At 65.6% G+C, this 20,208-nt stretch carries 19 protein-coding genes and 1 pseudogene; 9 read left to right on the plus strand and 11 right to left on the minus strand.

What is annotated here, in order from left to right; translation table 11 throughout:
- The first annotated feature begins 43 nt into the window (after positions 1–43).
- Positions 44–655 (plus strand): aminotransferase class I/II-fold pyridoxal phosphate-dependent enzyme, encoded by a 612-nt coding sequence (locus ACETMP_RS31550; protein WP_375159188.1) that lies wholly within the window; start codon positions 44–46, stop codon positions 653–655.
- 227 nt (positions 656–882) lie between these two features.
- Here ACETMP_RS31550 and ACETMP_RS31555 read toward each other — a convergent pair whose 3' ends face one another.
- A complete protein-coding gene (locus ACETMP_RS31555; protein WP_375159189.1) occupies positions 883–2,250 on the minus strand; it encodes an amidase in 1,368 nt (455 codons plus the stop codon).
- On the minus strand, positions 2,231–3,427 hold the full coding sequence (locus ACETMP_RS31560) for an MFS transporter (RefSeq protein ID WP_375159190.1): 1,197 nt from the start codon (positions 3,425–3,427) through the stop codon (positions 2,231–2,233). Before ACETMP_RS31560 ends, ACETMP_RS31555 begins: the two co-directional genes overlap by 20 nt.
- A 26-nt stretch (positions 3,428–3,453) precedes the next feature.
- On the opposite strand from ACETMP_RS31560, the gene ACETMP_RS31565 reads away from it, so the two are divergent.
- On the plus strand, positions 3,454–3,789 hold the full coding sequence (locus ACETMP_RS31565; protein ID WP_375159191.1) for a hydroxyisourate hydrolase: 336 nt from the start codon (positions 3,454–3,456) through the stop codon (positions 3,787–3,789).
- Here the strand turns inward: ACETMP_RS31565 and ACETMP_RS31570 are convergent, their stop codons facing one another.
- Genes ACETMP_RS31570 through ACETMP_RS31585 form a run of 4 tightly spaced genes read right to left on the minus strand, consistent with a single transcriptional unit; the run spans position 3,790 to position 7,669 of the window.
- Entirely contained in the window at positions 3,790–4,605 is an 816-nt protein-coding gene (locus tag ACETMP_RS31570) for an ABC transporter permease (protein ID WP_375159192.1), read from the minus strand.
- Positions 4,605–5,468 carry an ABC transporter permease gene (locus ACETMP_RS31575; RefSeq protein ID WP_375159193.1) on the minus strand — a complete coding sequence of 288 codons (864 nt, stop codon included), beginning with the start codon at positions 5,466–5,468 and terminating at the stop codon, positions 4,605–4,607. The genes ACETMP_RS31570 and ACETMP_RS31575 overlap by 1 nt, the downstream gene beginning before the upstream one ends.
- Before the next feature lie 15 nt (positions 5,469–5,483).
- Complete coding sequence (locus ACETMP_RS31580) at positions 5,484–6,530, minus strand: ABC transporter substrate-binding protein (protein WP_375159194.1); 1,047 nt, start codon at positions 6,528–6,530, stop codon at positions 5,484–5,486.
- A 44-nt stretch (positions 6,531–6,574) separates the two neighbouring features.
- Entirely contained in the window at positions 6,575–7,669 is a 1,095-nt protein-coding gene (locus tag ACETMP_RS31585; RefSeq protein ID WP_375159195.1) for an ABC transporter ATP-binding protein, read from the minus strand.
- 88 nt (positions 7,670–7,757) lie between these two features.
- Here ACETMP_RS31585 and ACETMP_RS31590 point away from each other — a divergent pair, with 88 nt between their 5' ends.
- Positions 7,758–9,149 carry an amidase gene (locus tag ACETMP_RS31590; RefSeq protein WP_375159196.1) on the plus strand — a complete coding sequence of 464 codons (1,392 nt, stop codon included), beginning with the start codon at positions 7,758–7,760 and terminating at the stop codon, positions 9,147–9,149.
- Here ACETMP_RS31590 and ACETMP_RS31595 read toward each other — a convergent pair.
- A complete protein-coding gene (locus ACETMP_RS31595; RefSeq protein ID WP_375159197.1) occupies positions 9,146–9,895 on the minus strand; it encodes an aspartate/glutamate racemase family protein in 750 nt (249 codons plus the stop codon). The genes ACETMP_RS31590 and ACETMP_RS31595 overlap by 4 nt on opposite strands.
- 2 nt (positions 9,896–9,897) lie before the next feature.
- The gene (locus ACETMP_RS31600) at positions 9,898–10,605 is read right to left on the minus strand and encodes a GntR family transcriptional regulator (protein WP_375159198.1); all 708 of its coding nucleotides are present in this window, start codon (positions 10,603–10,605) and stop codon (positions 9,898–9,900) included.
- Between the two features lie 198 nt (positions 10,606–10,803).
- On the opposite strand from ACETMP_RS31600, the gene ACETMP_RS31605 reads away from it, so the two are divergent.
- From ACETMP_RS31605 to hydA, 5 genes and pseudogenes are all read left to right on the plus strand, one after another.
- Complete coding sequence (locus tag ACETMP_RS31605; protein ID WP_375159199.1) at positions 10,804–11,808, plus strand: ABC transporter substrate-binding protein; 1,005 nt, start codon at positions 10,804–10,806, stop codon at positions 11,806–11,808.
- Positions 11,792–12,643, plus strand: a complete 852-nt coding sequence (locus ACETMP_RS31610; protein ID WP_375159200.1) for an ABC transporter permease — start codon at positions 11,792–11,794, stop codon at positions 12,641–12,643. The genes ACETMP_RS31605 and ACETMP_RS31610 overlap by 17 nt, the downstream gene beginning before the upstream one ends.
- Positions 12,643–13,419, plus strand: coding sequence for an ABC transporter ATP-binding protein (locus tag ACETMP_RS31615; protein ID WP_375159201.1), 777 nt, complete (start codon positions 12,643–12,645; stop codon positions 13,417–13,419). Before ACETMP_RS31610 ends, ACETMP_RS31615 begins: the two co-directional genes overlap by 1 nt.
- 9 nt (positions 13,420–13,428) lie before the next feature.
- Entirely contained in the window at positions 13,429–14,160 is a 732-nt protein-coding gene (locus ACETMP_RS31620) for an aspartate/glutamate racemase family protein (protein WP_375159202.1), read from the plus strand.
- Positions 14,161–14,171: 11 nt separating this feature from the next.
- Positions 14,172–15,582 (plus strand): annotated as a pseudogene (gene hydA, locus ACETMP_RS31625) (dihydropyrimidinase).
- A gap of 43 nt (positions 15,583–15,625) precedes the next feature.
- On the opposite strand, the gene ACETMP_RS31630 reads toward hydA, so the two are convergent.
- The 3 genes from ACETMP_RS31630 to ACETMP_RS31640 form a co-directional block, all read right to left on the minus strand.
- Positions 15,626–16,504 carry an acetamidase/formamidase family protein gene (locus ACETMP_RS31630; protein WP_375162035.1) on the minus strand — a complete coding sequence of 293 codons (879 nt, stop codon included), beginning with the start codon at positions 16,502–16,504 and terminating at the stop codon, positions 15,626–15,628.
- A gap of 60 nt (positions 16,505–16,564) precedes the next feature.
- On the minus strand, positions 16,565–17,983 hold the full coding sequence (locus tag ACETMP_RS31635; protein ID WP_375159203.1) for a cytosine permease: 1,419 nt from the start codon (positions 17,981–17,983) through the stop codon (positions 16,565–16,567).
- Between the two features lie 265 nt (positions 17,984–18,248).
- Positions 18,249–18,743: a MarR family winged helix-turn-helix transcriptional regulator gene (locus ACETMP_RS31640; protein WP_375159204.1), complete on the minus strand. Its 495-nt coding sequence runs from the start codon at positions 18,741–18,743 to the stop codon at positions 18,249–18,251.
- Positions 18,744–18,930: 187 nt separating this feature from the next.
- Between ACETMP_RS31640 and ACETMP_RS31645 the strand changes: the two genes are divergently transcribed.
- Positions 18,931–20,208: an amidohydrolase/deacetylase family metallohydrolase gene (locus tag ACETMP_RS31645; RefSeq protein ID WP_375159205.1), complete on the plus strand. Its 1,278-nt coding sequence runs from the start codon at positions 18,931–18,933 to the stop codon at positions 20,206–20,208.

Raw genomic sequence — 20,208 nt, forward strand, 5'->3', positions numbered from 1 at the left:
CCGAACAATCCGACCGGAGCCGTCTATTCCCGGCGGGAGATCGGTGAGGTCGCCCGGCTTTGCCGCCGCATTCGACGTGATGATCATCGCCGATCAGCTCTACTCACGGCTTCTTTATGCGAACCAGAATTACGCACATATCCGCGCCGCCGGCTTGCCGGAGGACCGCGTCATCACCATCATGGGTCCCTCGAAGACCGAATCCTTGAGTGGCTACCGACTGGGCATCGCGTTCGGCGCACCTGCGGTGATCGAGCGAATGGAAAAGCTGCAGGCAATCGTCTCGCTGCGCGCCGCGGGCTACAATCAGGCGGTCCTTCGTACCTGGTTTCGCGAGCCTAAAGGTTGGCTTGAGGAGCGAATTGCTCGACATCAAGCGATCCGCGACGATCTTCTCGGTGTCCTTCGTGATGGCAGCATGCCTACCCGCGAGCCGCAGGCGGGCAGCTATCTGTTTCCGACGTTGCCTCCGCTCGGGGTCGGACTCCAGGACTTCGTGCGGTTGTTGCGCCATCAGGCCGACGTTATCGTGACGGCTGGAACGGAGTTCGGTCCTTGTCCGAACAACATAAGGCTGAATTTCTCTCAAGATCACACCGCGGCGATGGCCGCAGGGCGACGCATCGTCGAGATGGCGCATCGGTATCGGAAGTGAGGGCGCCGGCGCGCCGATCCGTTCGGATCGAATCTTGCGTTCAAGCTCAGCGGCCGAGCGAGCCCGAGCCGTGAGGGTCATGGCCGCCTGGCACATGGCGCGGCGTCAGCGCGCAGGTGAGTGCAAGAGGAACGAGCGTCTTATCCCGGGACTTGAGCAAGGTCTCCACCGGAAAACGCTCATGCACGAATTTGTGCCGCTTCATCGACTGCGACTGACGGCAGGATTTATGTTCGCAACGTGGCCTCGATCTCTTGTGCTGCTTCAAGCAGCGTGCGGTCCTGTCCGCGCGCGGCGATGATCTGAAGGCCGAATGGAAGTCCGCACTGATCCGTTCCGCACGGCAGCGAAATTGCCGGCAGGCGGGCATGATTGACAAAGGGCGTTAACATCGCATGCGCGCGCGGGCTCGCCGCGCGGCCACCGATCATGTCGGGTCCGAGCTGGGTGAATGGCCAGGCGACGCAGGGGACGGTAGGTGCCAGCAGCAGATTGATGTCGGTGAAGAATGCCGCGAAAGCATCGGCGATCGCGGCGCTTGCCACCAGTGCACCGGCAACGTCGGCACCCGACCACGATAGGCCTTGTTCGATCTGCCTCGCGATATCAGGATCGAAGACCGTCGGATCCTCGCGGAAGGCGTCTCGATAGAGTGCGGCGAGGCCGGCGTGCTGAAGCGGCATGATGGCCTCTTCCGTCGCGCCCGCCGGCCACACAGGATCGCGCTGCGCGATGCTGAGGCCCGCGGCGGAGAGACGCGCGATGGCGGAAACCAGCCCGTTGGCGACAACGTCATCGACCGCGACGTCGAGCCCAAGGCGTGGCGAGAACGCGATGCGTAGGCCAGCGATGTCTTTGACCTCTTGAGCGATGCCGGCTGAATCCGGATCGCGCGGATCGGTGCCGGCCATGGCCTCGAACGCCAGCGCAATATCTGCAATGTCATTGGCGATCGGCGCGATGACGGAGAGGCCGAAGAACGGTTCAGCGAAGCCGGGCCCATAGGGGATCGCGCCATAGGACGGCTTGAACCCGGCGACGCCGACGTGGGCCGGCGGCCTGCGGCTCGAGCCGCCCGCATCGGTGCCGATCGCAAGCGGCACCAGGCCGGCCGCAACCGCGGCGGCCGGGCCGCCCGATGAGCCACCGGGCGTCAACGTGGGATCGAGGGGATGCCGCGTTGGCCCATACAGCGGCGAGGTGGTCACACCCTTGCAGGCGAATTCCGAGGTCGCACCGATGCCGACGATAACAGCTCCGGCCTCGCGCAGGCGCTCGACCGCGATGGCATCGCGCGCCGCGATGAAATCGGCAAACAGGCGCGAGCCCTGTGTGATGCGCCAGCCGCCGACCCAGATGTTGTCCTTGACGATGACGGGGACGCCGGCGAGCGGCATCGTCTCGCCGGCGCGCAGGCGAGCATCGACCGCGGCGGCATCGGCGAGCGTGCGATCGGGATCGACCGTGACCACCGCGTTTAAGGGCTTGGCGGCCTCGATGCGTCCGAGAGCGGCCTTGGCGGTCTCGACAGCGGTCGTCCGCCCCGCGATGACGTCGGCAGCAATTTCGCGCGCGCTATTTGTCCGCTTTGTCATGGCCCCCCCAGATCAGCGCCACTGTGCCGCAGAGGGCGAGACACGCCAAGGCGAAGAACGCCGCGCCGAGCCCGGCCAAGCCGTCCAGGAGCGAAACCACGGCCGGCGCCGCCAGCAGTCCGGCATAGGACGCGGTCAGCACCGCACCGGTGGTCTCGCCGATCCGGTCCTGCGGCGCGAGGCGCGCGATCTCGGCGACGAAGACGCCGTTCCAGCCCGACGCGGTCAGGCCGAACAGCCCGGCCATCGCGAATTGCCAGGTGCGTCCAAGCGAAGCGCCCTCAAGGCCGAGCAGCGCGGCGCAGAAGGCCATACCGAGGCCGATGACGACGAGGACGGCGCGCGAGGCGTTGAGCCGCATGGCGACAAAGCCCCAGCCGAGCCGGCCGACCAGGCCGCCGGCTTGCGCGCAAGCGAGCGCCATCCCGGCCTCGATATGGCTGAGCCCGAGTTCGCGCGTGCCCAGCGTGACGAAGACCGTGTTGAGTGACACTTGCATCGCGCTGTACGGCATCGAGGCCAGCGCCAGCATCGCGATGCGCCGGTCGGCGGTGACGAGCGCCAGCCGGGCGAGGAGACCGAGTTCCGGCGCAGGGACGGCCTTGTCGGCATAGGCCGGCCGCAGCCGCTCGAACAGCAGGATCGCGAGCACTGCACAGGCACCCACAGCTGCATAGCACCAGGCGGGTCCGAGCGAGACGGCAATGGCCGGCAGCACCAGCGAGCCGCAGACGGCGCCGATCTGGTTGCCGGTCTGGCGCACCGAGAACACGAAGGCGCGCCGCTCGGCGGTGACGAGGCGCGCCAGCAGCGCCGCGCTGGCCGGCGTCTCCGGCCCGAAGGCAAGGCCGAGACAGAGGCCCGCAGCGAGCAGGGCCGCTGTCGTGCCGAGCGAGGCCAGTGTCGTGCTGACGACGACGGCCGCCGCGCAGAGGCTGGCGATCCGGAGCGAGCCCAGCCGCGCGATGAAGCCGCCGCCCCAGAACGAGGCGGGGATGCCGACGGCGAACACCGCGCAGGAGAACATCGAGAGCTGCCAAACCTCGATATGGGCGCGGGGCGCGACTACACCCGGCGCGAACAGCGCGAGCGCCACCAGGGCCTGGAGCGAGGTCATCGCCCCCAGGGCCGGCAGCAGCGCGGGCGCTGGCCTGGCGACTGTGTTTCCGTCTACCATGCAGTCGAACTCGAGGGAGAAGCATGATGGCAGGCGGCATTTCCATTCACGCAGTCGATGTCGCGAGCGGCCGGCCGGCGCAGGGTCTGCGCGTCGAGATCTGGCGGATCGATCCGGACTCGCTGCGCATCGCCGACGGGCGGCTGGGGGCCAACGGCGTGCTGGATCACGCGATCGCGCAAGGCGCGGGCGTGACGGCTGGCGACTATGAAGTGCTGTTTCATCTCGGCGAGTTCTTCGGCGATAGCGACGGTTTCCTGACCGTGGCGCCGTTCCGCTTTCGCATCAAGCACGTCGATGAACATTTTCATCTGCCGCTGAAATTCACGCGCTGGGGCTATTCGCTGTTCCGCGGGGCCTGATCAGTTGGTCAGCCGCCGCGACAAGCCCGTGACACGCTCCATCACCGCGACCAGCGCCACGGTCGCAATGATCAGGACGCCCGACAGCGCGGCGATGGTGACGTCGAGCTTGCCCTCGAGGTCCTGCCACATCCGGATCGGCAGCATGTCGGTGGCGGCGTCGCGCAGGAACAGCGAGACCGGCACATTGTCGAACGATGACATGAAGGCGATGAAGGCGCCGGCGATGATGCCGGGTCGGATCAGCGGCAGCACGATGCGCCGGAACGTGTAGAGGCGGCTCGCGCCGAGCACCGCGGAGCTTTCCAGCAGGGTCGGCTCCAGCTGGGCCAGCGCAGCGACCGTATTGCGCACGACGTAAGGGACGCAGACCACGGTGTGGCCGATCACCAGCGTCAGCGGCGATACCGGCAGGCCGACCAGCGAGAACAGCATGAGGGCGGCGAGGCCAAAAGCCAGCGCAGGCAGGACCAGCGGTGACATGAACAGGGAATCGAGCAGCCGCGCCGACAGCGTCTGCGAGCGCGAGATCGCGAGCGCCGCGGCGACACCGAGCACCACGGACAAACCCGTCGCCCACAGTGCGACGATCAGACTGTTCTTCGCCGCGAAGTGCAGCTGCCAGGCATCCCAGAGTTCGGCGTACCAGCGCAACGAATAGCCCGGCGGCGGGAATTTCAGCGAGAAGCCGCTGGTGAAGGAGACGATCAGGACGACGAGTGACGGCGCGATGATCAGCATCAGCGCGATAATTGCGACCAATGTCATGACCAGCTCGAAGCCGAGCGCCTCCAGGGTGCGCTTGCGTCCGCTCATCATGCCCCTCCATAGCCGCGCGACAGGCGGCCGAGCGTGGTGAAGACCGAGACGACCGCGAGCACGGCCAGCAGGAAGATGATCGAGATCGCCGACGCGAACGGCCAGTTCTGCAGCGTCGAGGCCTGCTGATATAGATACATCGGCATGAACAGCATCTGCCCGCCGCCGACCAGCGACTGGGTGATGAAGGCCGTGATGGCAGCGGCATAAGTCAACGTGCAGCCGGCGATCACACCGGGCAGCGACAGCGGCAGCACGACGAGGAAGAAGGTGCGCCAGCTTCCGGCGCCGAGCGAGCAGGAGGCATCGTCGAGATTGGGATCGATGCGGCCGAGCGCGGTGATCAGCGGCAGCGTCATGAGCGGCATCTGCACCTGCGCCAGCGCGATCACGACGCCGAATTGGGTGTAGAGCAGCTTCAGGGGCGTATCGATGAGCCCCAGGGATTGCAGCGTCGCGTTGATGATGCCCTGGCGGCCCAGGATGACGATCCAGGCGAAGGTGCGCACCACCACGCTGGTCAGGAGCGGCAGCAGCACGATCAGGATGATGACGGTCTGAAACTTCGGTCCGACCCGCTGATAGAGCCAGGCGATCGGAAAGCCGAGCACGAGACAGACGGCCGTTACCTCGGCCCCCAGCAGCAGCGTCGAGCCGAGCACGCTGAGGCTGAAGGGGTCGGTGAGGAAGTGCAGGTACTGGCCGAGCCCCCAATGGAGCCCGGCCGTGTCGTTGTGCAGCGAGAGCCAGAACAGTTGCAGCAGGGGCGCGACGAAGAACAGCAGGAAGAACACCGCCAGCGGCGCTGCCAATCCCATCCCGTAGGACGTGACGTCTCGTGATGCCGGTGCTGCGCCCATCGTCCGGTCTCTGCGCTAGATCTTGATCTCGCGGTTGAAGCGCTCGATCCAGGCCGAGCGCTGCTCGTTGATCTTCTTCCAGTCCTGGAACACGAACTTCTTCTTCAGCTCCGCGGTGTCCTTGGCGAGCACGCGCGCGATCTCGCCGCCCATCGTCACCTTGGAGTTGGTTGGCACGATCAGATAAGGCGGGTTCATCAGCGTGGTCTGCACTTCCGGTGTCAGCGCCGCCTCGATCAGCTTGAAGGCAAGCTCGCGGTTCGGCGAGTTCTTGACGATGTGGATGGTGGTCTTGAAGGCAATGGCACCTTCCTTCGGCGCCACGAATTCGACCGGCACGCCGCGGGCTTTGAGGATCTGGATGGCGTTGAAATTGCCCGGTGAGATGTCGATCTGGCCCTGTTGGAACAGGGTCGCGAGCGCGCCGGGATTGGCGGCCACCGCGGCGAGATTGGGCTTGAGTTCCTCCAGCGCCTTGAACCCAGGATCGATATTGACTTCCGAGCCGCCGCGCATCTTGGCGATCTCGACCAGCCAGCCGGTGCCGAGCGTGGAGTTGAGGTTGGTGATGCCGACGCGGCCCTTGAACTCGGGCTTCCAGAGATCGGCCCATGACGTCGGCGGCGTCTTAACGGCTTCCGGGTTGTAGGTGAGGCCGACGACCTGGAAGAACGGGGCAGGGCCCATCGGCTCCTGCGCCTCGGCGATCAGATCCTTGTAATAGGCGCTCTTCTCGACCGGATAGGGCTCGACCAAGTCCTGGCCGATGGCGACGAGGGCAGGGCCGGGATCGTGCAGCATGACGTCGATCGGCGGATTGGCCTTTGCGGCATTGACCTTGGCGATCTGGTCGACCGAGAGCATGGGATCGAGAACGATCGCGGCATCGGCGTTGGCCTTGCGGAAAGCCGGCACCAGCACGGCCTTGTGCGCTTCCTCCCAGCTTCCGGTGAAGGTCGCAAACACCAGCGGACGGGCCTGAGCGAAGCTCAGTCCGGGAAACGCCTTCATGGCCCCGAGCGTGAGGGCCGTCGTCATCAGGCTGCGGCGATTGAGGATCATGTCGAACTCCGTGTGAACTGGATCAAAAGCGTTTCGGACAGGAACTAAAGCGTTGCGGGAAATGCGTTGGCGAGCGAAGGGGCGAGTGGTGCGAGCCGCACGGCGGCGCCGCTCTCCAGCGCGCGCGTCTCGCCGATACGCGCCTGGGAGATCTTGACGCCGGAGCCGTCTGCTGTCGTGACCTCGTGCACGACGGTGGCCCCGAGCGGCAAGGACATGCCGACCACGCCGGCAAAGCCGGTCTCGTCGCCGACGAATTGCAGATGCTCCGGCCGGATGCACACGGTGACGCGGCCGCCCTCGGTGAGGGCGCCGGCGGCCGGCCGCGCGATGATCTCCGCGCCGGCATCGAGGCGTATCTTTGCCGCGGTGCGATCCGCCGAGACCACGATTCCGGGCATGCGATTGGTCGAGCCGACAAAGGTATTCACAAATAGCGTCTGCGGCCGGTCGTAGACGTCCGACGGCGTACCGAACTGCTCGAGCTTGCCGTGGCTGAGCACGGCAACGCGGTCGGCCATCGACAGTGCCTCTTCCTGGTCGTGCGTCACGATCAGCGTGGTGATGCCGGAGACGCGCTGCAGCCGCTTGACCTCGATCTGCATGTCGAGGCGCAGATTCTTGTCGAGTGCAGCAAAGGGCTCGTCGAGCAGCAGGATCGACGGCTTGATCGCGAGCGCGCGGGCGAGCGCGACGCGCTGCTGCTGGCCGCCGGAGAGCTGCCGCGGCAGGCGTTCGGCCATGGTCGGCAATTGCACCAGCTCCAGCAGGCGCTGCGCCTCGCGCTGGCGCGTTGCCTTGTCGATGCCGCGGGCAGCTAGCCCGTAGGCCACGTTTTCGCTGATCGAGAGGTGCGGGAATAGCGCGTAGTTCTGGAACACGATGCCGACAGCGCGGCGGTTCGGTGGCAGCATGTCGACGATGTCGTCGCCGATGATGATCCGCCCCTGGCTCTGCGCAATGAAGCCGGCGATGATCCGCAGCAGCGTGGTCTTGCCGCAGCCGGACGGTCCGAGCAGGGCGATGATCTCCCCGCCCTTGATGTCGAGATTGATGTTCTCGACCGCGAGCGCGCCGCTCGGGTAGCGGTGGGTGACGGCGTCGACGACAAGCGAACGTCCGCCTTGCGCTTCAGCCATGGTGTTGCCTCCCGTTGCCCCAGAGGAGAAAGCAAGTCTCGTGCCCGGCGCGGTCGCTTTTTTCGGCGCATTTTGGCATTGTTGTCCGATGACCTCGGATCGATCGATTTGCGACCTCACCGCCACGACCCTCGCGAGCGCCATTGCAAAGGGCGAGCTGTCCTCGCGCGAGGTCGTCGAGGTGCATCTGGCGCGGATCACGGATCAGGATGCGCAATTGGCGGCGTTCGTGACGGTTGATGCGGACGGTGCCCGCCGTGCGGCGGACATCTGCGACGCGGCGACTGCGCCAGCTGGCCCGCTGCATGGGGTGCCGGTCGCGATCAAGGATCTCACCGACACTGCGGGGCTTGCGACCACCTACGGTTCGGTTCTGTTTCGCAACCACGTGCCGGCCGAGGACGATCTCGTGGTGGTACGGCTGCGGCACGCTGGAGCGATCATCATGGGCAAGACCAACACGCCGGAGTTCGGTTTCGGCGCGGTCTGCACCAACAAATTGTGCGGGCCGACGCGCAATCCCTTCAATCGCGCGTTGACCTCCGGCGGATCGTCCGGCGGCTCCGCCGTTGCGGTTGCTGCCGGCATGGTGCCGCTCGCGCACGGCACCGATTTCGGCGGCTCGGTGCGCACGCCCGCCAGCTTCTGCGGCGTCGCCTCGATCCGGCCGACGCCCGGCCGCATCCCGTCGCCGCGCCGGCCACTCGGGTGGGACATGCTGGCCAGCCACGGTTTTCTTGCCCGCAGCGTCGATGATCTCGAACTGGTGTTGTCGGTCTGCGCTGGTAGCGACGCGAATGATCCGATGTCGATCGGCGTAGGCAATGACGATCGGCCCCTTGCAGGGCGCCCCCGGATCGCAGTGACCCCCGATTTTGGGGTTGCGCCGGTCGGACGCAATATTCGCGCGTGTTTCGCTGATGCTTGCGAAGCGCTCGCGCGTGTTGCCGAAATCGTCCCATCCTCGCCCGATTGCAGCGGCGCGGTCGAGACCTTCCGCACTCTTCGTGCCGCCCACATCGCCAACAGCTACGGCGAACTGCTGAGGACGCGCCGCGACGAACTCACACCCACCGTGATCTGGAACATTGAGGCGGGCGCCAGGCTCTCGGCGGAGGATTACCTCAACGCCGAACGGCGGCGCACCGCGATCTACCGCAGCTTTCGCGAGCTGTTCGCGCGCGCCGATTTCCTGATTGCGCCGGCGGCGTCGGTCTTCCCCTGGCCGAACGAGGTTAGTGACGTCGCGGCGATCGATGGCGCAGCCCTGGAAACCCCGATCGACTATCTCGCCATCACCTTCATCGTCTCGCTGGTCGGCTTTCCGGTCCTGACCTTGCCGATGCGGCGAGGGGAGAATGAGCTGCCCTTCGGCGTCCAGATCATCGCGCCGCCCGGCTGCGAATCTCGCCTGTTTGCCTTCGGCCGTGCCATCGAAAAGGAATTGGGCTTTTCGCATCGCCGGCCGAAGCTCCCCTAGCTGTCGCGATGCTCGAGCCGGGCGGCGAGCGCACCGGCAAGACCGATGGTGGGTTTGGCAGCGGGCCGGCGGTACGTGCCCGCCGTGGCCTTGCGCAGGCGCAACGCGACCAGAGCCTCGGCCTGCTTCACGGCGGCGACGACCTGGTCGACGACGGGAACGGGGATCCGCTCAGCGACGCGTTCGGCAAGGCCCGAGAGCGGCGCGCCTGCGAAGATCAGGACATCGGCCTCGTCTTCGACGATGGCGCGGTGCGCGAGGTCGACGAGTAGATCTTCCTTCTCGCTGCCGACCTCCGAAATCGCCTTGAACGGCGTATCGAGCATGCGGATGCCGGCGCAGCGCTCCCGCAGGCCGTGGTCGCGGACGCACTCTTCGTACCAGGGCCCGAGTGCCTGGGCGAAGGTGACAATGCCAAAGCGCCGTCCGGTCATACAGGCGCTCAGCATCGCGGCTTCGGCCATGCCCACCACGGGAATGTCAAAAGTCTCGCGCGCAGCGAACAGGCCGGGATCGCCGAACGCTGCAATGATCGCAGCATCGACCTTGGTGTGCTGCTCGGCCAGCATCTCCAGCGCGATCGCGCCGCCGATCTGCGCCTCGGTTCGCGTCGCGATATAGGGCACGCCGCGTGTCGCGGTGCAGGGGATGATCTCGGTGTCGGGCGCGGCCGCGCGCTGCCCGACATCGCTCATCAACTGGGTGACCCCTGCGCTGGTGTTGGGATTGAGCAGCAGCAGCTTCATGGTCAGGCTGCCGTCAGCTTTGCCTTGGGCGCGAGCGTTTCGAGCAGTGCGGTGCCGGTCTGGCGGACATGGGCGCCGAGCAGGCGTCCTGCCGCCTCGCTGTCACGCGCCTCGAGCGCGGCGAGGATACCGGCGTGTTCGTCGACCGAATTGCTCCAGCGCTTGTCGGCACCCAGTGCCAGATAGCGTGCACGCTCGGCGCGGGAGATCAGTGTCTCGTGCGCTTCGCGGAGCGGCGCGTTGCGCGCCATCCGGACGATCGTGCTGTGGATTTCGCCGTTGATGGCAAAATAATCGTCGAGCTTGCCGTTGCGGTGATGCCCCTCCATCCGGGTCTGAAGCGTCCGCAGGCGGGCGAGGTCGCGTTCGGTCGCGCGCTCGGCGGCAAGCTCTGCGGCCAGCCGTTCGATCCCCGCGAGCGCTTCGAACAACTCCGAGATGCCGGCGATCGCGATGTCGGCGATGCGCGGGCTACGGTTGGGGCGAAGCTCGATCAACCCTTCGGCCGCGAGCACCTTCATGGCCTCACGAAGGGGAGTACGGGACACGCCCAGCTCCTTCGACAGCTTGGTCTCCTGGGTCTGCGAGCCCGGCGCCAGCTCGCCGCGAATGATCATCGTCCGCATCCGCGCGGCGGCGCGCTCATGCAAGCCCATCCTCTTGAGTTTGGGCGATTTTCGGCCCTTCGGGGTTTCCGACTTCTGCTGCACGCGTGCCTCGTTGCTTCAGTTCATCCTAGCCGTTTCCGGCCGCTTGGCTTGCCCAAAATACCGACGCATGCCGCTGAAAACAATGGCATAGCGCGCAAATTGTATGCAGCATGCAGAATCCCCGTTGCGCTGCCGCAAAGGCCGACCGATGATCTCCCGAGACGCGCGAGGTCTAGCGCCTTCGAAACGGAGTGAGCGATGCGGACGAGTTTGCGAGTGGGTCTCGTGGTGATGGCGGCGGTGTTCGGCGGGGGCGAACTCGCCATTGCGCAGACTGCGAAGATCAAGCTCGGCTATGCGAAATGCGCGCACTGCCTGCCGATGTCGCTGATCCCGGGCATGGCGAAGGGCGTTGAGGTCGAGGCCACCGGCTTCAACTCGGGCAACGACGTGCTCACGGCCCTGATCTCAAAGAGCATCGACGTCGCGCAGGTTACTTACCTCCATTACATCACCGCGCTCGACAAGGGCTTTGACGTCGTCGCCGTGTCCGGCCAGATCAACGGCGGCTCGGAATGTCTCTCCTCCGCGAAACTGAATCTGCCGCCCGATGATTGGACCGCATTCAAGGCCGTCGTTGCCAAGGGCAAAAGCGATGGTCAGCCGTTGAAGGTTGCGGCCTCCCGCGGCAACGCGCAGGACATCCACATGCGCGGCGCGTTTCTCAAGCAGGGCGTCGACCCCAACAAGGACATCCAGTTCATCAATATCCCCAATCCGTCCGACCATCTCGCGGCGCTGCAGCGCGGCGAGGTCGACATGATCTGCTCGGTCGAGCCATTCGCCTCGCAGATCCGGCTCGCCGGTGCCGGCAAGCACTTCGTGCTGCCGTACGACCAGGCCGCGAGCAATCTGACCAATTTGATCGTCACCCGTTCCGACGTGATCGCCAGCCGGCGCGACGGCGTCCAGGGTGTCGTCAGCGCTGTGGTCGAACTCGACAACAAGCTGATCGCCGACAAGGCGCCGTGGATCGAGGTCATCAACAAGCTCACCGGCCTCGACAAGGCGGTAGCGACCGAGGCGTTGAAAAACGCTTCGCCCGATCCGGCGATCCACCGTGCCCAGACGCTTGCCATCGCCGCGATGATGCGCGACCTCAAGTATATCTCCAAGGACGTCTCCGCGGAGGCGGAGAAGAATATGGACTATTCGTTCCTGGAGCAGGCCACCGGAAAGGCCAAGAATGACCTCGGTTACTGACACGGCTCCGGCCAGGCCGGCGTTTCGGCTGACGCGGGCGCTTCAAGGGCTCGAACGCTTTGTCGTGCCGGCGCTGCTGGTCGCGGGCTGGGAGGCGTTTGCTCGCAGCGGCATGTTGCCGCCCGCGCTGCTGCCGGCGCCCAGCGCCGTGCTGCATGCGCTCGGCGACTGGGTGTTCGGCTTCGACGAGACCACCCAGACCTATTCCGGACACTGGCTGCGCGACGCGCTCGCCAGCGCCTCGCGCGTGTTCGGCGGCTTTGCGTTGGCGAGCCTGCTCGGCATTCTCGCCGGTGTCGCCATCGGCTGGTCGCGCCTGTTCGAGAAGACGCTGGAACCGACGCTGCAAATGTTACGGCCGATCCCGCCGGTCTCATGGATTCCCCTGGCGATCATCTGGTTCGGCATCGCGGACAAGCCGGCGATCTTCCTCGTCTTCCTCGGCGCCTTCTTTCCGGTGTTGATGAACAGCATTCACGGGGTGAAGACGGTGGATCACAACCTCGTCCGCGCCGGTGCGATGATGGGCGCGAGCCAGCGGCAGATGCTGACGGACATCGTGCTCCCGGCGGCGCTGCCCTCGATCTTCGCCGGCCTCCGTATTGCGATCGGCTCGGCCTGGATGCTGACGGTCACGGCCGAAATGGTCGCGGTCAAGAGCGGCCTCGGCTACGTCTTATGGGATTCTTACTACTTCCTGCGCTACGACATCGTACTCGCCGCGATGATCTCGATCGGACTGCTCGGCTATCTCTCCGACCTCGGGCTCAAGGCGGTCATGGCGCGCACGCTGCGCTGGCAGCAGACAACCACCGTACAGGGCAGGGCAGGCTGATGGCGGCCATCGTGCTTCGCAACATCGTCAAGGTGTTTTCCGACAAGCGGCGTGGCCGTGACCTCTTGACGCTCGACAACATCAATCTCGACATCGAGGCCAATGATTTCGTCTGCCTGCTCGGCCCGTCCGGTTGCGGCAAGTCCACGCTGCTGAACATCATCGCCGGCTTCGAGCACGCGACCTCCGGCCGCACGCTGGTGGACGGCAAGCAGGTGGAGCGGCCCGGCTCCGACCGCGGTGTCGTCTTCCAGCAGCCGACGCTGATGCCGTGGCTGACCGCGATCGACAACATCGCCTTTCATCTCAAGCTCAAGGGCGTTGCGAAAGCCGAGCGGCACGACAGGGCGATGGAGTTCGTCGATCTCGTGGGCCTGCGCGGTTTCGAGCATCATCATCCCTCGGAAATGTCCGGCGGCATGAACCAGCGCGTCGGCATCGCCCGTGCGCTGCTCATGAACCCCAGCGTCATCCTGATGGACGAACCGTTTGCGGCGCTGGACGCCCAGACCAAGCTGGAAATGCAGGAAGAACTGGTCGCGATCTGGCAGAAGCGCCGCTGCACCATCGTGTTCGTCACCCACAGCGTCGACGAGGCGCTGGTGCTCGGCAACAAGATTGTGGTGATGACGAAGCGGCCCGGCCGGATCCGCGAGGACCTTAATTTCGACCTGCCGCGCCCTCGTGACATCACCAGTCCCGAATTCAACGACGCCAAGCGCCACATCCTGTCCCTGATCCGGGAGGAGTCGACGCGGCTTGCCCAGGCGTCGTAGAGTAGGACCATGCGCAAGCGTCTCGGCATGATCACGCCGTCGTCGAACTCGGTGCTCGAGCCCGTCACCAGCGCGATGCTCGCTGGCGTGACGGATGTCACCGCGCATTTCTCGCGCTTCCGCGTCACCGAGATCGCGCTCGATGCCGCCGCGCTGAACCAGTTCGACGCCTCGGTCATGCTGCCGGCGGCGGATTTGTTGGCCGACGCAAAAGTCGATGCCATCGCCTGGAACGGCACCTCCGCGAGCTGGCTCGGCATCGGCCGCGACCGGACCCTGTGCGAGGCGATCACGGCGCGCACGGGCGTGCCCGCGACGACATCCACGCTCGCCTGCATCGATGCCGCGCGCGCGCTCGGTGCGAGACGCATCGGTTTGGTCTCGCCCTATACCGATGACGTGCAGCGGCGGATCGGCGATGTCTGGTCCGAGGAAGGCGTTGCCCCCTACGCCGAGCGGCATCTGGGCTTGCGCGACAATTTTTCCTTCGGCGAGGTTGCGCCTGCGACCATCGCGGACATGATCTGCGCGGTGGCGGTGGAAGGTGCCGACGCGATTGTTATCCTTTGCACCAATCTCGACGGGGCCGCGCTTGCGGCTTCGCTCGAACGGGAATTGAACATCGCCGTCCTCGATTCGGTCGCGGTGACGTTGTGGCGAGCCCTTGAGCTGGCCGGAGGGGACATCTCCGCTCTTGCGCAGTGGGGCCGGATCTTCCAGACACCAGCGGTCATCAAGTAACGGAGGCGCCTGTGACCCAGCTCGACCTCGCCATTCGGGGCGGCACCATCGTGACGGCCAGCGACGAGTTTCGCGCTGACATCGGCATTCGCGACGGTCGCATCGTCAGCATTGCCGATCATCTCGAAGGTGCTGCGCGCGAGATCGACGCGACCGGCCTGCTGGCACTACCGGGCGGCATCGACAGCCATGTCCACATCTCCCAGCCCTCCGGCCCCGATGTCGTGATGGCCGACGATTTCGCCTCGGCCACGCGCGCAGCAGCGGCCGGCGGCAACACCATGGTGCTGCCGTTCGCGCTGCAGGAGAAGGGCAGCTCGCTGCGCACGTGCGTGGAGAACTACCGCAAACTCGCGGAAGGGGAATGCTATATCGACACTGCGTTCCACCTCATCATCTCCGATCCGACCGCGGTCGTGCTCGGGCAGGAGCTGCCGGCCCTGGTCAAGGACGGCTACACCTCCTTCAAGGTGTTCATGACCTATGACGACCTCGTGCTCAGCGACAAGCAGCTGCTCGAGGTGTTCGAGGTCGCGCGCCGCGAGGAGGCGCTGGTCATGGTCCATTGCGAGGGCTACGATGCCATCCGCTTCCTGACCTCGAAGCTCGAGCGCGAGGGCCACATCGCGCCTCATTATCACGGCGTGTCGCGACCGCAGGCGGTCGAGCGCGAGGCGACGCATCGCGCCATCAGTCATGCCGAGGTGATCGGCGTGCCCATCATGATCGTGCACGTCTCCGGGCGCGAGGCGATGGAGCAGGTGCGCTGGGCGCAGCAGCGCGGCCTGCCTGTTCATGCGGAGACTTGCCCGCAATACATCACGCTGACGGCCGACGACATGAAGGGCCTGAACATGGACATCACAGGCGCCAAATATGTATGCTCGCCGCCGCCACGCGATGCCGAGAGCCAGCAGGCGATCTGGGAGGGCATCACCACAGGCGTGTTCCAGACCTTCTCGTCCGATCACTGCCCGTTCCGCTACGACGATCCCAAGGGCAAGCTGACGCCGAACGCCCGCACCTCGTTCCGCTGGGTGCCGAACGGTATTCCCGGCGTCGAGACGCGGCTGCCGATCCTGTTCTCCGAGGGCGTCTCGAAGGGACGCATCAGCTTGCAGAAGTTCGTCGAGCTGACCGCGACCAACCACGCCCAGAATCTACGGCCTGTATCCGCGCAAGGGCTCGATCGGCGTTGGCTTCGATGCCGATGTCGTGCTGTGGGACCCGAAGCTGAGGAGGAAAATCCAGCAGGCTGACCTGCACCACGGCGCGGACTACACGCCCTGGGAAGGTTTTGACGTCACCGGCTGGCCCGTCACCACCATTGCGCGGGGGCGCGTCGTGTACGAACGCGGCAAGATCGTCGGCGACAAGGGCGCAGGCGAGGTGCTGAGCCGCGGCAAGTCGAGCCTGGTCTGATCAGGCGCAGCTCGCGTGGCGCCTGGTCCAGAGAAGGGCGCGGTCAGGGCATGCGGGATTTTGTCAGGACACAGTGGACGCCCTTGTTGCCATCGACCATCTGCGTGATCCTGAGGTCGGCGGCGATCGAGCAGAGCGTGTAGGCGTCCTGCGCGCTGAGGCCGCTCTTCTCGCGGATTAGCGCGATCATGTCGCGCAGCGCCGCCTTGGCCGCGTCGTCGAGATCCTCGTCGAACCCCATGGTGATCCAGTCGGATGCCGTCTCGGCACGCGGCGAGGCGAGACGAAAATCGCGGCGGATATGGAATTCGAAAGTGCCGGTGAGCGCGGCCTCTATCGCGGTCAGGCAGACCTCGCCATCGCCCTGGAGCGCATGGCCGTCTCCGGCGGAGAACAGCGCGCCCGGTACGAACACCGGAAAATACAGCGTGCTGCCGGCCACGAGCTCCTTGTTGTCCATGTTGCCGCCGAACGTGCGCGGCTCCTTCGAGGACAGCCGGCCCCAGGCGAGCGGCGGCGCCACGCCAAAATTGCCGAAGAAGGGGGAGAGCGGCAGCTCCTGGCCCCAGGGAAGCTTTGCGACATTGCGCGCGCGGTCCAGCGGAATGTGGATGCGGCGGAATTCCGGAAAGTCCTCGGGCAGGGTGCCGAGCGTCGGCACCTGCAAATTCCAGCCCCAATCGCAGCGCAGCTCGATGCGCAAGACGCGCACTTCTAGCACGTCGCCCGGCTCCGCGCCCTCGATGTGGATCGGCCCGGTGAGAAGATGCGGGCCCGGACCGCGGAAGGCGCTTGCCAGCACCTCCGCATGTCCAGGCACCACCTCAAAGCCGAGCGAGGGATCTGGCAGATCGTCCGGCTCGCCCGAGAGCGTCTCGATGGTGACCCGGTCTCCGGATGCGATCCGGAGCACCGGCTTCAGTCGCCCGTCCCAAAATCCCCACTGGACGTTCCCGGGCGTGGAGCGCAGGACGTGATCCCACTACCTGCCTGTGCTGCTCGCAACGATCGAGGAGGGCGAGGTCACGAGCTTGCCGAGCCCGAGATAGACGAGGCCCGCCACGCCAATTCCGAACAGCCAGCTCAGATCGGCGCCGCCCAGCAGGTAGGTCGAAATCGGTCCCTGCAGCGCGCTGACGAGGCCGTCCTGCACCAGCCATCCGGCAACGAGGCCGGCGAAGAACGCAATCATGCCGGCCCAGTTGATGTCGCCATAGGCGCTGCTCTCCGGCGCGCGATAGAGCTCGGCCACCTCGATCTTGCCCTTGCGCTTGATGAAGAAGTCGGCGAGCACCACGCCGGCCCACGGGCTCATCCACAACAGCAGGCTGATCATCCAATGGTCGAACGCCTTCGCGAAGGACGGCGCGAAGATGAAGTAGAGGGTGACCAGATAGCCGGCGACGCCGACGATGACGGTGAGCCAGAAGCGCGAGAGTTTCAGTCCCGCGCTCAGCGCCGCCAGCGTCGCCGAATAGACGTTGAGGATGTTGGTCGCGATCGGGCCATGCAGCACCATCAAGAGCACGAGGATGCTGACCGGACCGCCAAACACCGCGCTGACCATCTTGGCGGGGTCGGTGTCCAGCGTCGTCGAGGCAATGGTCGCGCCGAGAATGCCGAGCCAGACCGTCGGCACGAACATGCCGATATAGCTGTACCAGAACACGGCCTTCGATGGCGTGGAGCGCGGCACGAAGCGCGAATAGTCGGAGGCCCAGGTGACCCAGGAGATCCCCCAGCCGACGCCGATTGCGGTCATCAGCATCGTCAGCATCGCCAGATGCGCGCCGGGCGGCAGCGAGGTGGTCAAGCTCCAGTTGACGACGCCGGGCCGCGTCCAGGCCAGCACGCTCATCAGCACCATGATGGCGATGGTCGGCGGCACCGTGTATTTCTCGAAGGTGCGGATCGCGTAGAAGCCGTAGATCCCGATCAGCACCTGCACCGCCATCACCAGCGTGATGACGATCATCTCGATCAGCCATGTGTCGGGCACGCCGAACTGGTCGAGGATGCCCATCGAGACCTTCACCGGGAAGTAGGTGTTGACGCCGATCCAGCCCAGCGTCATCAGGAACATCAGGATGCTCGGCAGGTAGGCGCCGCGCACGCCGAAGGCGGACCGGCTCAGCACCATCTGGTTGACGCCGGTCTTGTGTCCCATCACCGTGAAGGTCGCGAAGATCGCGCAGCCCACGATGTTGCCGAGCACGATGACCGCGATCGTCTCCATCAGGCCGAGCTTGAGGATGATGCCGAGCGCGCCGAGCGCCCAGTTCACCGGCGCGATGTTGGCGCCGGCCCAGATCCACATCTGCTGCGGCCCGCTGGAGTCCCGGTCCGCGTCGGGAATTGGCTCGATGCTGTGAAGATCAGCGCGAAGTTCGGAATCCGTCATGACATCCCCCGATACGAAGCACACTTCGCATCACCGCAGCATAAATCGTGCCATGGAATAGCGGGGCAGCCGGGCGGGCGGGCGTCGATGCGGAGGTCATGCGCATCGCGCCGGATGCGATTGCGTTTTCAAGCGCTGGCCGATGTTGCGCGTGAGTACGCTTCGGCACGTCTGCCGCGCCGGCGAGAGGCGGGCGATGTTGCTCGGCCGGGCAGCGGTACGATGATAAATTGAGCAGCCCAACTCAAAAGCGCAGCACTGGCTCCTAATCGAATACGGCAGTAGCGCTGTCGCGACTGGGATGGCCGGCCACGATGCGCTGCATCATTTCGATGAAAAGCGCCTGCTCCCGCTGGCTCAGATCGCCGAGCGTCGCACGATGCGCCCGCCGCGCCGCACCCTCGATTCTAACCAGCAGCGCGGCTCCGGCCGGTGTCAGTCGGCACAGCCGGGCCCGGCGATCGTCCTTGTTCACCGCACGCTCGACCAGGTTTCGGGCGGCGAGCCGCTTCAGGGCGCCGGTCGTCGTGGTGCGATCGAGGGCGATATCGGCCGCCAAAGTGGTCTGATCGGCGGTTTCACGCACCGCCAGCGCCGAGAGCAGGCTGTATTGCAGCGGCGTGACCTCGAATTCGCCGCAGGCTTCCTGAAACAGCGCGACGTGGATCTGGTGCAGCCGGCGGATCAGATAGCCGGGCCGTTCCGACAAGGGCCAGGGGCGGTGCCTCGTCCCGCCGCGCCGTGTCTTCGCCTGCCGCAATGCACACTCTCCCAAGCCGAAACCCTGCCGCGCTTAGCTCGATTCGAGTGCGCCTGCCACATCGGGATCATGGCACGATGCTTGCTTTTGTCAAAATGCGAAGCATGCTTCGTAATGTCAAAATGCGAAGCATGCTTCGTAATTCGAGGGGACGAAGCCGTCGCCCTCGCAAGAAGAGGAGAGCGTCATGTCCGTCACTGCCAGCTTCGACCTTCTGCTGCGAGGCGGTCGCGTGATTTGTCCGGCCTCCGGCGTCGATGGCATCAAGGATGTCGCGATCCGCAACGGCAAGATTGCGGCGGTCGCGTCCGACATTCTGCCGACCAGCGCCAGGGACGTCGTCGACGTCGGCGGCAAGCTGGTGCTGCCCGGGCTGATCGATACGCACGCCCATGTCTATCAATATGTCTCCGGCCGCTTCGGCATGAATCCCGACATGGTCGGCGTGCAGTCGGGTGTAACGACGCTGGTCGATCAGGGTGGTCCGTCCTGCATGACGCTGCCCGGCTTCCGTCACTTCATCGCGGAGTCCGCCGCCTCGCGCGTCTACGCGTTCCTGTCCGCCTATCTCGTTGGCGGCCTCGAGGGGCATTTCTATCCGCAGCTCTACAGCCCCGACGGCGTCGACATCGACGCGACCGTCAAGGCGGCGACGACCAATCTCGACATCGTGCGCGGCATCAAGGCGCATGCCGAGATCGGCGGCTTCGCGCGCTGGGGCATCCGCGTCATCGAGATGGCGGCTGAGATCGGCAAGCGCGCCGATCTGCCGGTCTATGTGCATTTCGGCCAGCTCTGGGGCCTGCCCGAGAGCGGCGCCAACGGCGAGGATGCCGATACGATCCTGACGCGCGTGATCCCGCTTCTGCGCGAGGGCGACATCCTGGCCCATCCGTTCACGCGCCATCCCGGCGGTTTCGTCAATCGTGAGGGTGAGGTGCATCCGGTGATCCAGGCAGCGCTCGACCGCGGCCTGAAGGTCGATGTCGGTCACGGCAGCCATTTCTCCTACCGGCTGGCCAAGAAGGCGATCGCCGCCGGCATCGTTCCGACCACGCTCGGCGCCGACATTCACGGTTACAACACCCATGTGCCCGCGCCGGCGGGAACGCCGGATCAGCACGAGGACGAGGAGAACCATCCCTTCGCCGGCCAGGCCAAGTTCAGCCTGGTCCAGGCGATGAGCTCGATGATGGCGCTCGGCCTGTCGCTGGAGCAGGTGGTGCCGATGGTCACCTCCAATCCCGCAAAGATGCTCGGCCGCAGCGGGGAGATCGGTGCGCTCAAGGTCGGCATGGATGCCGACGTCTCCGTGCTCTCGGAGCAGAGCGGCCGCTTTGTCCTCAAGGACAACGAGAAGAACGAGGTGATCGCCGAACGTCTGCTGCAGCCGGCCTTCTGCCTGCGCGCCGGTACGCGGTTCGATGCGATCGCGCCGATCCTGCCGCAAGCTGTCGCGGCATAA

Source organism: Bradyrhizobium dasycarpum, assembly GCF_042019905.1.
Lineage (GTDB): Bacteria > Pseudomonadota > Alphaproteobacteria > Rhizobiales > Xanthobacteraceae > Bradyrhizobium > Bradyrhizobium japonicum_B.

Coding starts and splice junctions, on each gene's coding strand:
- ACETMP_RS31555 (WP_375159189.1), bottom strand. CDS start 2,250: ATGACAAAGCGGACAAATAGCGCGCGCGAAATTGCTGCCGACGTCATC.
- ACETMP_RS31560 (WP_375159190.1), bottom strand. CDS start 3,427: ATGGTAGACGGAAACACAGTCGCCAGGCCAGCGCCCGCGCTGCTGCCG.
- ACETMP_RS31565 (WP_375159191.1), top strand. CDS start 3,454: ATGGCAGGCGGCATTTCCATTCACGCAGTCGATGTCGCGAGCGGCCGG.
- ACETMP_RS31570 (WP_375159192.1), bottom strand. CDS start 4,605: ATGAGCGGACGCAAGCGCACCCTGGAGGCGCTCGGCTTCGAGCTGGTC.
- ACETMP_RS31575 (WP_375159193.1), bottom strand. CDS start 5,468: ATGGGCGCAGCACCGGCATCACGAGACGTCACGTCCTACGGGATGGGA.
- ACETMP_RS31580 (WP_375159194.1), bottom strand. CDS start 6,530: ATGATCCTCAATCGCCGCAGCCTGATGACGACGGCCCTCACGCTCGGG.
- ACETMP_RS31585 (WP_375159195.1), bottom strand. CDS start 7,669: ATGGCTGAAGCGCAAGGCGGACGTTCGCTTGTCGTCGACGCCGTCACC.
- ACETMP_RS31590 (WP_375159196.1), top strand. CDS start 7,758: ATGACCTCGGATCGATCGATTTGCGACCTCACCGCCACGACCCTCGCG.
- ACETMP_RS31595 (WP_375159197.1), bottom strand. CDS start 9,895: ATGAAGCTGCTGCTGCTCAATCCCAACACCAGCGCAGGGGTCACCCAG.
- ACETMP_RS31605 (WP_375159199.1), top strand. CDS start 10,804: ATGCGGACGAGTTTGCGAGTGGGTCTCGTGGTGATGGCGGCGGTGTTC.
- ACETMP_RS31610 (WP_375159200.1), top strand. CDS start 11,792: ATGACCTCGGTTACTGACACGGCTCCGGCCAGGCCGGCGTTTCGGCTG.
- ACETMP_RS31615 (WP_375159201.1), top strand. CDS start 12,643: ATGGCGGCCATCGTGCTTCGCAACATCGTCAAGGTGTTTTCCGACAAG.
- ACETMP_RS31620 (WP_375159202.1), top strand. CDS start 13,429: ATGCGCAAGCGTCTCGGCATGATCACGCCGTCGTCGAACTCGGTGCTC.
- ACETMP_RS31635 (WP_375159203.1), bottom strand. CDS start 17,983: ATGACGGATTCCGAACTTCGCGCTGATCTTCACAGCATCGAGCCAATT.
- ACETMP_RS31645 (WP_375159205.1), top strand. CDS start 18,931: ATGTCCGTCACTGCCAGCTTCGACCTTCTGCTGCGAGGCGGTCGCGTG.